Below are 14,748 nucleotides of genomic sequence, written 5' to 3'. Positions count from 1 at the left end.
GCGTGTCGGACGGTATTCATCAACTTCAATTATTGGTCAATGCGGGGCGTTACCTTGAAGCAAGGCAGTTAGCGGATAGGTTAAGCAAAGGTTCGGATGGAATTAATACCAGAATTAATCAACTGCTTGCTTTAAGTCTGTCAAAGTCTGGCTCTCCTGAGAATGCCCAGGAACTCCTTGAGCCCATTTATCAGGCTATGCCAGAGGATGTAGAGACTGCGGGTATTCTTGGTGGTATTTATAAGGAACTATTTAAAAAGCATCAAGACTCCAAATACGCCATTCTTTCGCGCGATACTTATTTAAAAAATTTTCAGGCTACAAAGCATTATTATCCTGGAATCAATGCGGCAACTATGTCGGCTATTGCAGGACGGGCCGCTCAAGGAAAGGAGATTGCAACAGAAGTTATTTCACTGATTAATCTACAAACAACAGATTTTTGGGAAGTGGCTACTTTGGCAGAGGCGTACCTGCTCACCAAAAACAGAACGCAGTCTGTAGAGTGTTTTATTCGGGCGCGCCAGTTGGCGGGCACGGACTGGGGAAAAGTTACGAGCGTATACAACCAACTTTGGCTGCTGAATCATTATGTTCCGGTGCCGAAGGAAATTCAAAAGGTGTTCAGCCCACCCAATGTGGTGGCTTTTGTCGGACACATGCTGGATCAGCCAAGCCGGACAACCCCACGTTTTCCCGCCTCCATAGAAACAAAAATTAAAGATGCTGTTAAGGGGGCAATCCAAACATTGAATGCCAGTATTGGCTATTGCTCTGTTGCCTGTGGCGGTGATATTCTATTTGCTGAAGCTATGGAAGAAGCAGGAGGGGAACTTCAGCTTTTCCTGCCGTTTGCGAAAGATGATTTTGTTGAAATCAGTGTTCGGTTTGCAGGTGATAATTGGATTGAGCGTTTCAATCAGCTTGTTGAAAAACATCCGGTGACTTATGTTACGCAAGAACCATATGCCGGGTATGATGATTTGTTTAGCCTGCAGAGTCGGGTAATTTTTGGTTCCGCTGTTTTACGCTCAGCCGGGTTTCATCAGGAGCCAGCGTTGTTAACAGTATTGTCTGAAACGGATTTGAAACGAAAAGAAGGAGGGACACGTGACACCATTCGCTTATGGCCATTTTCTGATAAGCATGTCAACATTAATCCGGATTTATATGTGGGTTCAACTACTACAGTAACTCCTACGCCCAGTGTTCCACCGGTTTCTGAAAGGGGTATGGATCGTCCTGTGCTTTACCTGGTGCTGGCTGATTTAACCCAACTTTCTCCTTTGGATAAGGAAAAGATAAATAAAGCAATTCAGGTCAGGCTCTCAGATGGATTGCTAACGTTTAAAGCTTCTGAGTTGCTGCATGACTCCATGCTTGTCGCATTCGAGACAGAAACGGCTGCTATAGATTTTGCTCAATTGGTTATGGCGCAATTGCCCAAAGGAGAAAGGTCACTTAAAATCAGTCTACATGCCGGACCAACGTATCTTGATGAGGACGGTCAAAAATTCAGCAGTAACGGCAATATCAATGTTTCTATTTTGCGGTCCATTAATCAGTTTTCTCCGCATGGGGGTATTGTGGCCAGCGATTTGTTTGCTGCATTGTTGGCATTAAATCGAAAGAAATTTAAGCTGGAGTACGTTGGCGCCATACAGCCGGAAGACAATAAGACTATCGAACTATATACTGTTTTGATCAACCAGATGTAGGTGTTTAATCTTTAATTGTTCCGCTCGAGAAATGTTAATACATGCTCAACTGACTCAGAAGGAATTTCCTCCATCGGCACATGACCAGCTTCATCAAGGACAACCAGCGTTGAACCGGTAATGGCCTTATGAAATAAGTAGGCATTCTCTACCGGGATCCATCGATCTTTTTTGCCCCACAGAATCAAAGTAGGTGTGGTGATCTGTTGGATGGTGTTGCTTTGATCAGGCTCGTCCTGGTTAATTCTTTTTAGTGTGGCTTTGCGATTGCCTTCACGAAGCATGAGTTCGTAATACCGGTCCGTTACTTCTTGTCTTACTAAATTTTCATCACCATAAACCTGTTTCATATTCAGGTTGAATACAAACTTGGGTGTGATGTGTGTGAAACCTGCTCCGAACAGAGGATTCTGCAGTGCCTTGAATATCCACGGTTTTTTAGAATTTTTGTTTGCATTCCAGAAACCAGCCGCATCAATCAGCACCAGTTTCTTTACGCGTTCAGGCGCGCGAAGGGCAAGTTTCCACGCTACGGTTCCACCCATTGAATTTCCGGCAACGTAAAAGGTGTCAAGCTTCAAGCTATCGGCAAGTGCCAATACCAGCTTCGTGTAATAGTCGGTTGTGTAGGTTTCGGTTTCGTTGGGGCCGGTTAATCCGTGTCCGGGAAAATCAAGAGATAGGGTAGTAAATGATTTGCTTAGCTCATCTTCCCAATCTTGCCAGGTATGCAGTGACGCAAAACTTCCATGCAGGAGAAAAATGGGTGTACCTGATCCGCGCTTTCGGACGTGCACGTTTGCATCAAGCACCTGAATGTATGTTGATTCAGGCGTAAAATATTTTTCTTCAAGTGATTGAACGGGAATATCAACTTTAAACCCGATGATCAGGATGCTGATCAGGAGTGTGCCCAATGCCGCAGCAAGGACTAAGAGAATCCGCTTGATGCGCTTCATACGAGGCTTAATAATCGCCTAAGGTTTCTTCAAGTTGTGCCAGTGCTTTTTCAAGTTGCTCATCGTTGGGGGCTACACCATGCCATTTATGCGAATTCATCATGAAGTCAACACCAAAACCCATTTCGGTGTGCATTAAATTCATTACCGGTTTTCCTTTTCCGGTAAGGGTTTTTGCTTTCTCCAGGCCGGCAATTAACTCTTCGATGTTGTTGCCGTTAAACTCCTGGACTTCCCATCCAAAAGCTTCCCACTTGGCTTTCAGGTTTTTCAAATCCATTACTTCTTTCAATGGACCGTCAATCTGTTGGCCGTTGTAATCAATAGTAGCGATGAGGTTATCCACACCATGATGCGCAGCATACATAGCTGCTTCCCAAACCTGACCTTCCTGCTGTTCGCCATCACCCATTAATACATACACCAGATGATTGTCATTATTCAGTTTTTTGGTTTGTGCTGCGCCAATAGCGACAGACAATCCCTGACCTAGTGATCCGGAAGCAACACGAATGCCTGGCAAGCCTTCATGTGTAGCTGGGTGCCCTTGTAACCTTGAATTCAAAAAGCGAAACGTTGCAAGTTCCTTTGTATCAAAATAACCTGCCCGCGCCAAGGTTGAATACCAAACCGGTGAGATGTGGCCATTCGATAAGAAGAAAATATCCTCGCCAATTCCATCCATAGAGAATCCGGGCTTGCGTCTGAGTATGTTGAAATAAAGCGCGACAAAAAATTCAGTACAGCCCAATGAACCGCCCGGGTGGCCCGATTGGCAGGCATGAACCATGCGAACGATGTCTCTGCGAATTTGCGTACAGGTCTTGTTAAGTTGCTGGAAGTCAGTGTTTTTCATTCTTAAGGTTAGGATTTGATCGCCAATTGAAATAAGTGATTGTGGTATGCTGCGAATATGTGGGAATTAAAGTAACTCTCCAAAATCCGGGGTGTGTGATAAGGCTTGAATACCTGAATTAATTGCTCTGAATAATTTCAATTTCCGTTCTGCGATTGATCTCGCGCCCTCCCATTTCATCATCGTTAGAAACAATTGGACGCTCAGCGCCATATCCTTTGGCGGTCAGTCGCGATGCATCCACGCCCAACGAAACCAGGTGATCCACTACCGCAGTAGCCCGTCTCAAAGAAAGCTGTTTGTTGGCGGTGGCACTCCCGGTGTTGTCGGTGTGTCCGTTGATTTGAACTTTCAGGTTCGGACTACCGGTAAGCAGATCCTTAATCTTATCAAGCTCACTTAATGATTCGGTCTTCAGGTCAAACTTACCCACATCAAAGAAAATGTTTTTCAACACCACTTTCGATCCCACATCAGCCCGCACCATAATGATGTGTAAATCAATTTCCTGGTACTCGGCAAATTTTGGCACGTTAAAGTTGAGTGAGTTAAACAGGTATCCCACTTTTTCTGTGGCCACACCATAGTTACCACCGTGTGGAATAACCAGTTCAAATGCACCAGTCTCTGGGTTGGAATAAATCTTCGACATGAGTTTTTTGTTCTCGTTATTCACGAGTGAAATTACAGCCGCCAATGGCTCGGCAGTAGTTTCATCAATCACCTGACCCTTCAGTACCGTTACGACTTTTTGATTGCGTAGTTCTGTAATGGAGGCATCAATAAAGTCCTGATCTTTTGGCTTTGCAGGCTCTTTTGGTTTTTTAGCAACGACAACCGGCTTTGGTTTTGGCTTGTACTTAGGTTCAAGGAAGCGAATAGAGTAGATATCCGCTCCACCAAATCCACCTTCTTTAACGGTAGCATAGTAACCGGTTTTTTTATCGGGTGATGTGCTGAAAAAGCCATCATACTCCCATGAATTAACCGGGTAGCCTATGTTTACCGGTTTGGTCCACTGACCTTTAATAAGTTCGGTGATAAAAATATCACTGTTGCCAAGTTTTGGATGACCATCGGAAGAGAAATAGAGTGTAACTCCGTCATAATGAATAAAAGGAGAGTCGTCATTGCCCGGGGTATTTACAATCGGGCCGAGGTTGCTGGCCTTTCCCCACTGACCTTTGCTATCGAGTTCACTTACATACAAATCAAGTTCGCCATAACCACCCGGGCGATTGCTGGCAAAGTAAAGACGTTTTCCATCGGGTGAAACGCTGGCGCTGGTTTCCCAATATTGTGACGTGTTTATGTTTTTGTTGAGCTCCTCCGGTTTTGACCAATCCGTTCCATTAAAAGTAGAGGTGTAGATATCGCCACCACCGGTCTCGTAATAGAGAAATAATGTTTTACCATCCGGTGAAAGTGAAGCGGCTGCATCATTATAGATTGTGTTGATGTTATCGCTGATTTTTTTTGGTTCGGTCCATGCTCCATTTCGTTTGTACGAAACATAGATATCCTCCAGGTTTTGTGCGCCTTTTGGTCCTTCTCCGCGGTTGGATGTAAAAATCAACATGTTACCATCGGCAGAGATAATAGGAGAGTACTCGTTTAGGTTTGAGTTTACTACGGATCCCAAATTTTCGATAACTACATTCAATTCGAATTGGGTTAGTGAATCGGCCACGAGGCACTCTTGTATTCGTTCTTCTGCCAGGTTTTCAAATTGTGGATTCTTTTTCTTGAAAGCCTCAAACTGTTCACGTGCTTTTATGAATTCGTTCGTGTTTTGAAAGGCCATACCCAGGTGATAGTTGATACGGTTATCAATGCCCGGGTTCAAGCGGTAAGCTTTGTCGATGTAGGAGGCAGCCTTTGATTTTGTATCTGAATACAAATACGCCATTCCTAATTTAAAATTTACCTGCGCATCATCGGGGTTTATCTGAAGGGCTTGCTTATAGGCATCTATGGCTCCGCTGTAATTTTTCTTTCCATAGTGCCGGTCGCCTGTTTCAATCAGGGTTTTAACCTGTTGCGCCTGCAGGCTGATGGCCATGAAAAATGTAAGAAATACAACTGAAAATTTTTTGTACATGATTTTAACCTACTTCTTTTTCTTCGCCACTTTCTTTTTAGCTGCTGATTTCTTGTTGGCAACTTTCTTAACCATACGTTTTGCAGGAGTGGTTTTCTTTTTTACCGGTGTGTTCTTTACAGCGGGTTGTTTCTTCAAAATCTGATCTGCATGATTTTTAGTATCCACTTTTTCAATCACTTCATCAATTACACCCTGTTCATTGATCACGTAGGTGACACGCGCGGTACCCATGTATTTTCTGCCATACATGGATTTCTCTACCCAGGTGCCATACTTCTGATGGATTACTTTATCCACATCGGCTAATAAACGGAAAGGAAGTTTTTCTTTGGCGATGAACTTCTGATGCGATTTTTCTGAATCGGTACTTACGCCCAACACTTCATAACCTTGCTTTTGCAGTGCCTTATAATTATCGCGCAGGTTGCAGGCTTCGGCTGTGCATCCGGGCGTTTGATCTTTCGGATAAAAGTACAGTACTACTTTTTTGCCTTTCAGGCTTGATAGCGTTACGGGTTTTCCGTCTTGATCGTTAACGGAAAAATCGGGAGCTTTTGATCCGGCTTTGAGTGCCATAGTTATTGAATTTTTTGTGCGTACGTTTTTTTGTTCCCAGCCTGGTCGGTAACGGTTAATTCGAAATCACCTGCCAACGAGGATTTAGGATCCAGTTTTTCAGAAACCAATATACCGGTTTTTGCATCGTAATTCATCAGTAACCATTTGCCGTTCAGGGTTGCTTCGAAAGATGCAATTCCGGAAAGGTTGTCACCAATCCTAAATCGTGCCACATTGGTGTTGGCGTAAATGCGTGTAATTACCGGGGGAACGGTATCCGATAAAATAGTGAAATCACCCAATTCACGTGGGTAGAACGTAATTTTTCCGTTAGTCCATTCACCGCCTTCATAACTGTAATACCGACCGCTTACGCGATACACTCCTGTTGTTTTATCTGTGGCGTATGGTTGCGTAGGCTTCAGGGTAACGGCTATGCTCCGGCTAAAAGGCTCTTGTGGCCCTAAAGAAAAAATTTCAAGGCTATCTGTTCTTAGTGTATAAGCAGCTGTAAAATATAACGTATCGTATAGGGCACGATTTGGAAAGCGAATGTCCATTAAATCGCTGTAGTACTTGTATTCGGTTCCTGAAGGAACCAAGGCTTTCAGGTTTGTGACAATGGATTGTCCACAAACCACTACTGAATCCGGGATCATTTTGCGTAGATCAATCAGAAACACATTTTTAGTCGCGTTGAAATAGGATGGTTCCAATTCAAAAGGCTCTCCTTTAACATAAGCCTGGGCGCCATACTCTTCACTATCGCACATGCGGGAAGAAATTATCAGGGTATTGTCTTGTATGTCTGATGTCAGGTCGGCTTTTGGTGTTTCCAGCGTAATGACCTCGCGAGGAGGCTCACTTGGCTTGAGCCGGAACCGAACGGTGCTCGTGTTGCCGTGAAAATCCTGCATGACAATGCGCACATTGGATTGATTGCTTCCTTTCACCTTGAGTTTTCCGTTTCCGGGCGATTGCGAATAGAAATTCAATGTGTTGCCATCATCCTGGTAAAGTTTGTAGAAACGGTTGCCATCCGCCAGCATTTTTCTGAAATCAAGAACGGTATAAATACTTCTGCCTTGCGTGAGATTCAACCGTTCGATGTTTTGTTTGAACACCAGAACGCTGTCCATATACACTTCAATGTAATTGACACCACATTTAAAGCGCGCATTGTCCACTACATCGTGTGCCAGCAATTCAATGCCAATGGTTCCATGAGCAAGAATAGGTTGAGAAAGCAGGTAATCATTTCCGGAACGTTGTAAGTAAAATTCAAATCGCCCGAAGCGATCATTAATGCGTGAATCTTTATCGAGTGTTTTAAACGCTACTTTTTGTGCGATTGGTGGAACGTGATCGCGGACTTCCGAAAATCCATACTTGAGTGGGTTAAGCGCCAGGTTATTGGGGTCGCGAATATCGAAATGAAGATGCGGCCCACCTGAAGAACCGGTGTTGCCGGAGAAGGCAATCGTATCACCTTTGCTTACCGGAAACTGGCCTTCGCGGAAGTATAAATCAATGCTGGAAGTTTTTCTCCGATAGCGTTCGCGCAACACATAGTTGTGCACGGCATCATTAAACTTATTCAGGTGCGCATAAACCGTTGTGTTGCCATCCGGATGTTTTACGTAAAGTACATAACCGTAACCGGAGGGACTTACACCTGCGCGCGAAATGTACCCTTTCTGTGCAGCCACTACCGGCCAGTTGAGTTCATTGTTGGTGCGTATGTCGAGCCCGGTGTGAAAGTGTGTGCTGCGCAGCTCGCCCATGGTTCCGGAAAGTGAAGCCGGATTACCCGGACGCATCGGGAATATGTATGCGTTGTCTTTAACTACATTAACATCGGGTTCGCTAAACTGCGCTGCAGCTAGGTGAGCGAGGAGAAAAAATACAACTCCTGCTTTACTTGATTTCAAATTCCAGTAGTTTCTCATCTTCAATATAGGCCGTTAACACATTGCCAACCGAAACGGGGCCAACTCCTTTTGGGGTTCCGCTAAAAATTAAATCTCCGGTTCGCAGGGTAAAAAATTTAGATAGATAGGCGATGATGTAATCAAACGGGAACAGCATCAAACTGGTGTTACCCTGTTGTTTATACTCGCCATTTACTTTTAAACTGAAGTTGATATTTTTTAAATCCTTGAATTCGCTAACAGGAATAAATTTATCCGAGATCGGAGCAGAGCCATTGAAACCTTTGGCGATATCCCACGGCAATCCTTTCTCTTTGGCTTTCTGTTGCAGGTCGCGTGCCGTAAAATCAATACCAATCCCGATGGCGTCATAATATTTATGCGCAAATTTTTCCTGGATGTTCTTGCCTTCTTTGCAGATGCGCAGCACCAACTCTACTTCGTGGTGAATGTCTTTTGAAAAATCAGGATAATAAAACGGAGCATTGTTGCGCAGGATAGCCGTATCCGGTTTGGTGAAAATAACCGGCTCGTCTGGCCGTTCATTATTCAGTTCTTTAATGTGCTCTGCATAGTTCCTGCCAATCGCAAAAATCCTCATGGTTCACTCTTTTTTACAATTACAAAGCTATTAACAATCTGCTTCCGAATTTGTATTTTTGATCAAATTTATAACGTATGGTAAGAAAAGTCATTACCCTTTTGATGGGCGGTTTGTTCATGTATGCATGTGCAACCGTGCCGGTTACCGGTCGCAATCAGCTTAGTCTCATTTCAAATGCTGAGCTTATGCCTATGGCCTATCAGCAGTATCGTGAGGTTATTGCAAAAGGACCTATTTCAACAAATGCACAGCAGACCGCGATGATCAAACGCGTTGGTGTAAATATTCAAAAGGCGGTAGAACAGTACATGGCCGATAAAAATCTGTCATCGCAGCTTGACGGCTTTGCCTGGGAGTTTAATCTCATTGATGATCCAACCGTTAATGCATGGTGCATGCCGGGTGGTAAGGTTGCTTTTTATACAGGCATACTACCTATTTGTAAAGATGAAGTAGGCGTTGCTGTGGTGATGGGGCACGAAGTAGCGCATGCTATTGCGAACCATGGCCGCGAACGCATGAGTCAGCAAATGTTTGCACAGTTTGGGTTGAGCACACTTGGCGCGTTGATGGGACAGAATCCGACAGCCGGAAATGAATTGTTGATGCAAGCCATTGGTGCAGGTACCAACATTGGTATGCTGAAGTTCAGCCGCCAGCACGAATCGGAAGCCGACAAGATGGGGTTGATTTTTATGGCCATGGCCGGTTACGATCCGAACGAAGCACCAAAATTCTGGGAGCGCATGAGTGCACTCAGTGGCGGACAAGCACCACCGGAATTTTTGTCTACACACCCTTCGCATGAAACGCGTGTACGCGACTTGAACAGTTGGATACCGGAGGCGATGCAGTATTATAAGAAGTAATTACGCCCTTCGGGAGCCTCAGGGCTCGGAACGGTTACGAGTCTTGTTGTTATTGATATGAGTCAGGTTATTATATGTAGTTACACAAATCGTTAGAAATCTTTGCGATTTCCTTTGCGACTTTGCGCCTTCGCGTGCAAAATTTCAGAAAGGAGTAACGTCAATTGTTAATTACTAAATGCATTAATTATGAAAACTATACTTTCACTTATTGCGGTGTTTCTTACGCTCACCTTATCAGGACAAAATTTGAATGGTGCATGGAAGTTGGTAAATCAAAATGGCAAACCATTTACGGATGAATGCATCAAGATTTACAGCGACAGCTATTTCATGTTTGCGATACACAAAGCCGATGGCTCGTTTGTAAAGGCAGGAGGAGGACGCTATACTTCAAAAGGCAAGGAGTACACCGAAGTGCTTGATTTTTATACAACCGACAGTGCGCAGGTGCGCAAGCCGGTTGCGTATTCGTTTTCAGTGAAGAAGGATGAATTGACCATTGAAGCAAAAATGCATGGAGGTACGCTTAAAGAAACCTGGAAGAAAGTAGATGAAGCTTCTTCTTCGTTAAGCGGTGCCTGGCGTTTTGGTGCACGCGTTGATGATGCCGGTGTGGCCGGACAACGCAGAGGAGGTGATTCGCCACGACAGACGCTAAAGATATTATCCGGAAATTATTTTCAGTGGGCAGCCTTCAACTATGAAACCAAACAGTTTATGGGTACCGGTGGTGGAACGTATAAACTGGAAGATGGAAAGTATACTGAAACCATCCGCTTCTTCTCCCGCGACAATTCCCGCTCAGGCATGTCGTTAACATTTGAGTGCCGACTGGATGGATCAGATTGGTATCATAAAGGAAAGGGAACTACAGGTAATCCGGTAAGTGAGGTGTGGGAGCGGATTAAATGATTTTTGATTGACGATTTCTGATTAATGGGTTATTTCTTATTAAACCCCCTCAACTTAATCTCCGTCAGCTTTCGTTTTGTATCCAACGGAAAATCTCCGTTCATCATCCAGTCGTAGTAGGAGGGTTCCTGCTTTAAAACATCCAATACTTTTTTGTTTTTGTGCTTGCCGAAGTTAAAGACTTCTTCGCCTTTGTTGTTTTTGATCATGCGGCCCGCCAGGTCCACTAAGTCGGATGACGATAGATTAGACAACACCTCCATGTCGTTTTTGATTTCACCAATGGTATTACCCAGTCCATCAATAACGGGTTGTCCATCGTATCGAGCAACCTGTGCCAGCAGTACATCCAGGGTTGCCTGGGTGTCGGCTTCAGCGGTGTGCGAGTTGTGTAGTTCTTTGCCTACGTAGAAGCGATAAGCTGCGGAAAGAGTTCGCTTTTCCATCAGGTGGAAAATCCGTTGTGCATCAATTACTTTTTTACGGGTATGATCAAACTCAACGCCAGCGCGAAGAAATTCCTCAACCAATATGGGGATATCGAATTTCAAAATATTGAAGCCGGCCAAATCAGCGCCTTCGAAAAAACGGGCATAATCTTTTGCTACGTCTTTAAACGTAGGTTTATCCTTCACATCTTCGTCTTTCAAGCCATGAAAACGTGACGACTCTGCAGGAATGGGAATAGTTGGGTTGATCAGATCCGTTTTGCGTTGTGTTTCTCCATTTGGCATTACTTTGATTACCGCAATTTCAATAATGCGATCCTGAGTAATGTTGGTGCCAGTAGTTTCCAGGTCGAAAAAGCAAAGCGGACTGCGAAGGTTGAGTTTCATGAATGAAGTTTATTCGGGTGTAACCCGTTAAAAATTAAAGTGGAAAGCTTGATAGAGCCTTATAGAATTGATCGGCTGTTATGCCGATGCGTTTTAAAAGCTCCTTTGCTCCATTGATATTTTGAAAGTTCTGACTTCCGTAAATGTTCACCGGAATTTTATCCTTTCCTGAGGTAATGAAATGATTACCTGCATCAGAAGTATGGGAATGAATTTTATACCCGACACTGAGCACATCGGGTCGGGGTTTGGCACCCACCAACAAGGCCAGCGGATCATTCTCACAATAGTACAATAGCCCGCCTTTTGGTGTGCTGTCGGCAAATTGATCGAATCGTTTTACATAATCATCGGCTGTAGGAAATTCTGTTGAAGCCGCCCACATAATGTTGGTAATCAACCCGATATGGTGCTTGAAATCAAGCATGTTTTGCTCGTTAGCCTCTATAATAATGAGTGGCCCACCTGAAGACAGCCTCTCGGTTTCGGAAATGCCATGCCCCGCAGCGCTGATGGAATAATCAAATGGCCTTTTGTAATGTTCGAGCACGTGAATGAGCATAGCAGCCAGGGTAGTCGTTCCGCGACTTCCGGTAATGACAATGCGCTGCTTATCAGCGGCTTGCTTCAGAATGGTTTCGGTCTGACTGTTCATTCCTGTTTGGTGTGGCTCAATAATCTCTAAAGTAAATGAAAATGTTCATTCTGTGAAAATCAGATTTCTAATTGCACAGGTTTGGCAGAAGTTGTCAGCTACCTGATGGTAATATTGCAACTATTGAATGTGCATAAGTTGTTAATGAAGGTGAAATGTGTGTGGATAGTCTATTGAACGAATGTTATTAACCGGATAGCGTGTTTGCTTACGTTTGTCACCTTGTAAAAAAGCAACACGTCCAACAACCACAGTATGGAGCAAAGCCGATCAACGCCAATGCGTACAGGAAGTAAAACCATGATGCCCGGCAAGGGTGGAAAACTTTTAGTGAGAGACATCTCCGAAAGTCTGGGTAAGCTTCCTCCGCAGGCGCTTGATCTGGAAGAGGCTGTGTTAGGCGCGCTCATGTTAGAAAAGGGTGCGCTTAACGCAGTTGTTGAGTTTTTAAAACCGGAGCATTTCTATTCGGAAGCGCACCAGGAAATTTACCGTGCCATCATTGAGCTATTCAAAGGCTCAGAGCCGGTGGACATGCGTACGGTAGTAAACCAGTTACGCAAAAATGCCAAACTGGAGTTGGTAGGAGGGGCGTATTACATTGCCGAGCTCACCTCAAAAGTAAGTTCTGCGGCCAACATTGAGTACCACGCCCGCGTGGTGATTGAATTGGCCATCAAGCGCGACCTCATACACATCGCTTCGCAGATTCATCATGATGCGTACGAAGACACGACCGATGTTTTCGAACTGTTGGATAAAACCGAGCAATCGATTTTCGAAATATCGGATTCGAACCTGCGTAAGAATTACGACAACATGAAGAACCTGATGTACCGTGCCATCACGGAACTTCAGAAACTGAAAGAACATAAAGATGGACTCACCGGTGTGCCTTCAGGCTTTACCGCGCTTGATCGCATGACATCAGGTTGGCAAAGTTCAGACCTGGTGATTATTGCGGCACGCCCTGGTATGGGTAAAACGGCATTTGTGGTTTCGGCCATGCGCAATGCCGCGGTAGACTTTAAACGGCCGGTGGCTATTTTTTCATTGGAGATGGCTTCCGTTCAGTTGGTGAATCGTATGATTTCTGCGGAAGCGGAACTGGAAGGGGAGAAAATCCGTAAGGGCCAACTGGCTGAATTTGAATGGGCGCAATTGGTGCATAAAACCAACCGGCTTTCTTCTGCACCTATATTTATTGACGATACGCCTGCACTTTCTATTCTGGAATTACGCGCCAAGTGCCGCAGGCTGAAAGCTGAACACGGCATTCAGTTAATCATTGTCGATTATTTGCAGTTGATGCGTGGTGATACCGGTGGTAACCGCGAACAGGAAATTGCGTCTATCTCGCGAGCATTGAAAGGTATCGCTAAAGAACTCAGCGTTCCGGTACTGGCACTGTCGCAGTTGAGTCGTGGTGTGGAAACGCGCGGTGGTGATAAGCGTCCGCAGCTTTCCGACTTACGTGAATCCGGTTCCATCGAACAGGATGCCGACATGGTAATTTTCCTCTACCGACCCGAGTACTACAAGATTACGGTTGATGAAGAAGGTATGCCCACACAAGGCATGGGCGAAGTGATTATTGCCAAGCACCGTAACGGACAAACCGGTTCGGTAAAATTGAAATTCATTGGCAAGTACACCAAGTTTGCTGATTTTGATTCACCCACTCCACACGAAAATCCGTTCAGTGGCATGATTACCCGCGAAAGCCGCATCAACCAAATTCGTCCGGAAGATGAACCACCAGCATCTGGTAACGATGAGGATATGCCGTTCTGATAATTTTTTAAATCAAATCATTGTAGGGCAGATTTTTGAAAGTCCTTTGTGTCTTTGAGCCTTTGTGGCCAATGCATGGTTTCTGATTAGGTCAGTTAGGTAATAATCTTTTTTAACTCCACAACATATTTATCCATGATGGGGTCGTTCTTAATTTCATTTTTGTCATACTTCTCAAAGTAATCCAATCCACGTAAGCGATTAAAGCGAGCACGTCCACGACTACGCTTTTCCAAAAACTCATCGTAACTTTTTATGGCATAATGGTTCACCCGGATTTGATCCGTAACAATTGGCCGCGTCCAAAACGACTCTTTTATTCTCTTGCCATTCGCATCTACATTTTTACCGAATAAGATGAATGGCCTGTGTGCCGAAAAGAACGTGATGATCCGCCTCGGATTGGCAATGGTTTTTACGTGATGGTTCAGGTGTTCATCCGGTACGGAGTGATCGCGGAACCGTTCAATCACAAAACCCTCTGTGCGGGTTTTGGCGCCACCGCTGCCATAAACCATCCAGTTGATTTGCACGCTGGTAAATCTCCCCAGGCTCTCCATGTACTCCGGTATGGTGTTGTGTTTTACCGGAACAATAAATTCATCAATATCCAGGAAGGCAATGTATTGTGCGTGGCGTTTGTGTTTTCGTACGCAATCCTTGTAAGCCTTTAATTGCATTTTCATTCCCGGATAGAAGGTGTACTCCACCACACCACGATCGATGTAGGGTTGCAGCACCGCCCGGGTGTCATCCGTGCTTTCATTGTCGTAGAGGTAAAACTTTTCTACGCCCAGCATGTGGTGGTACTCAATCCACTCCTGCAAGTAGCGGCCTTCGTTTTTGGCAATGGCACACATGGCCAGGTAAAATGGATATTTCTTCTTTCTCACGCGGTAGACTTTTTCTGTAAAGTCCGAAAAATACTACTAAACCCTACCGGAGACAA

At 44.6% G+C, this 14,748-nt stretch carries 13 protein-coding genes; 4 read left to right on the top strand and 9 right to left on the bottom strand.

Annotated features, from left to right (window positions below; genetic code table 11):
- Positions 1-2: 2 nt before the first annotated feature.
- Positions 3-1,718 carry a TRAFs-binding domain-containing protein gene (locus QY309_09735; GenBank protein ID WKZ58148.1) on the top strand — a complete coding sequence of 572 codons (1,716 nt, stop codon included), beginning with the start codon at positions 3-5 and terminating at the stop codon, positions 1,716-1,718.
- Positions 1,719-1,729: 11 nt separating this feature from the next.
- On the opposite strand, the gene QY309_09730 is transcribed toward QY309_09735, so the two are convergent.
- The 6 genes from QY309_09730 to QY309_09705 form a co-directional block, all read right to left on the bottom strand.
- Positions 1,730-2,677, bottom strand: a complete 948-nt coding sequence (locus tag QY309_09730) for an alpha/beta hydrolase (GenBank protein WKZ58147.1) — start codon at positions 2,675-2,677, stop codon at positions 1,730-1,732.
- Between the two features lie 7 nt (positions 2,678-2,684).
- Positions 2,685-3,533 carry a transketolase gene (locus QY309_09725; GenBank protein ID WKZ58146.1) on the bottom strand — a complete coding sequence of 283 codons (849 nt, stop codon included), beginning with the start codon at positions 3,531-3,533 and terminating at the stop codon, positions 2,685-2,687.
- A gap of 118 nt (positions 3,534-3,651) precedes the next feature.
- Entirely contained in the window at positions 3,652-5,634 is a 1,983-nt protein-coding gene (locus tag QY309_09720; GenBank protein ID WKZ58145.1) for an OmpA family protein, read from the bottom strand.
- Positions 5,635-5,643: 9 nt separating this feature from the next.
- The gene (bcp, locus tag QY309_09715) at positions 5,644-6,213 is read right to left on the bottom strand and encodes a thioredoxin-dependent thiol peroxidase (GenBank protein ID WKZ58144.1); all 570 of its coding nucleotides are present in this window, start codon (positions 6,211-6,213) and stop codon (positions 5,644-5,646) included.
- Between the two features lie 2 nt (positions 6,214-6,215).
- A complete protein-coding gene (locus tag QY309_09710; protein WKZ58143.1) occupies positions 6,216-8,144 on the bottom strand; it encodes a M23 family metallopeptidase in 1,929 nt (642 codons plus the stop codon).
- Complete coding sequence (locus QY309_09705) at positions 8,113-8,727, bottom strand: fumarylacetoacetate hydrolase family protein (GenBank protein ID WKZ58142.1); 615 nt, start codon at positions 8,725-8,727, stop codon at positions 8,113-8,115. The genes QY309_09710 and QY309_09705 overlap by 32 nt, the downstream gene beginning before the upstream one ends.
- A gap of 77 nt (positions 8,728-8,804) precedes the next feature.
- On the opposite strand from QY309_09705, the gene QY309_09700 reads away from it, so the two are divergent.
- Positions 8,805-9,599 carry a M48 family metallopeptidase gene (locus QY309_09700; protein ID WKZ58141.1) on the top strand — a complete coding sequence of 265 codons (795 nt, stop codon included), beginning with the start codon at positions 8,805-8,807 and terminating at the stop codon, positions 9,597-9,599.
- A 189-nt stretch (positions 9,600-9,788) separates the two neighbouring features.
- Entirely contained in the window at positions 9,789-10,514 is a 726-nt protein-coding gene (locus tag QY309_09695; protein WKZ58140.1) for a hypothetical protein, read from the top strand.
- Between the two features lie 29 nt (positions 10,515-10,543).
- Here the strand turns inward: QY309_09695 and QY309_09690 are convergent, their stop codons facing one another.
- A complete protein-coding gene (locus tag QY309_09690) occupies positions 10,544-11,350 on the bottom strand; it encodes a 3'-5' exonuclease (protein ID WKZ58139.1) in 807 nt (268 codons plus the stop codon).
- Between the two features lie 34 nt (positions 11,351-11,384).
- Positions 11,385-12,005, bottom strand: a complete 621-nt coding sequence (locus QY309_09685) for a Mur ligase family protein (protein ID WKZ58138.1) — start codon at positions 12,003-12,005, stop codon at positions 11,385-11,387.
- A gap of 300 nt (positions 12,006-12,305) precedes the next feature.
- Between QY309_09685 and dnaB the strand changes: the two genes are divergently transcribed.
- Positions 12,306-13,799, top strand: coding sequence for a replicative DNA helicase (gene dnaB / locus QY309_09680; GenBank protein WKZ61694.1), 1,494 nt, complete (start codon positions 12,306-12,308; stop codon positions 13,797-13,799).
- 95 nt (positions 13,800-13,894) lie between these two features.
- Here dnaB and QY309_09675 read toward each other — a convergent pair whose 3' ends face one another.
- A complete protein-coding gene (locus tag QY309_09675) occupies positions 13,895-14,692 on the bottom strand; it encodes a glycosyltransferase family 92 protein (protein WKZ58137.1) in 798 nt (265 codons plus the stop codon).
- Positions 14,693-14,748: the final 56 nt, after the last annotated feature.

The organism is Cyclobacteriaceae bacterium, from assembly GCA_030584025.1.
GTDB lineage: Bacteria > Bacteroidota > Bacteroidia > Cytophagales > Cyclobacteriaceae > UBA2336.
Note: the sequence above shows the minus strand (reverse complement) of the source record. Positions and strands in the feature narration are given on the sequence as shown.

Bases quoted from the DNA above. Each gene is read 5' to 3' on its own strand.
- QY309_09730 (WKZ58147.1), bottom strand. From the start codon at position 2,677: ATGAAGCGCATCAAGCGGATTCTCTTAGTCCTTGCTGCGGCATTGGGC.
- QY309_09725 (WKZ58146.1), bottom strand. From the start codon at position 3,533: ATGAAAAACACTGACTTCCAGCAACTTAACAAGACCTGTACGCAAATT.
- QY309_09720 (WKZ58145.1), bottom strand. From the start codon at position 5,634: ATGTACAAAAAATTTTCAGTTGTATTTCTTACATTTTTCATGGCCATC.
- bcp (WKZ58144.1), bottom strand. From the start codon at position 6,213: ATGGCACTCAAAGCCGGATCAAAAGCTCCCGATTTTTCCGTTAACGAT.
- QY309_09710 (WKZ58143.1), bottom strand. From the start codon at position 8,144: ATGAGAAACTACTGGAATTTGAAATCAAGTAAAGCAGGAGTTGTATTT.
- QY309_09705 (WKZ58142.1), bottom strand. From the start codon at position 8,727: ATGAGGATTTTTGCGATTGGCAGGAACTATGCAGAGCACATTAAAGAA.
- QY309_09700 (WKZ58141.1), top strand. From the start codon at position 8,805: ATGGTAAGAAAAGTCATTACCCTTTTGATGGGCGGTTTGTTCATGTAT.
- QY309_09695 (WKZ58140.1), top strand. From the start codon at position 9,789: ATGAAAACTATACTTTCACTTATTGCGGTGTTTCTTACGCTCACCTTA.
- QY309_09690 (WKZ58139.1), bottom strand. From the start codon at position 11,350: ATGAAACTCAACCTTCGCAGTCCGCTTTGCTTTTTCGACCTGGAAACT.
- QY309_09685 (WKZ58138.1), bottom strand. From the start codon at position 12,005: ATGAACAGTCAGACCGAAACCATTCTGAAGCAAGCCGCTGATAAGCAG.
- dnaB (WKZ61694.1), top strand. From the start codon at position 12,306: ATGATGCCCGGCAAGGGTGGAAAACTTTTAGTGAGAGACATCTCCGAA.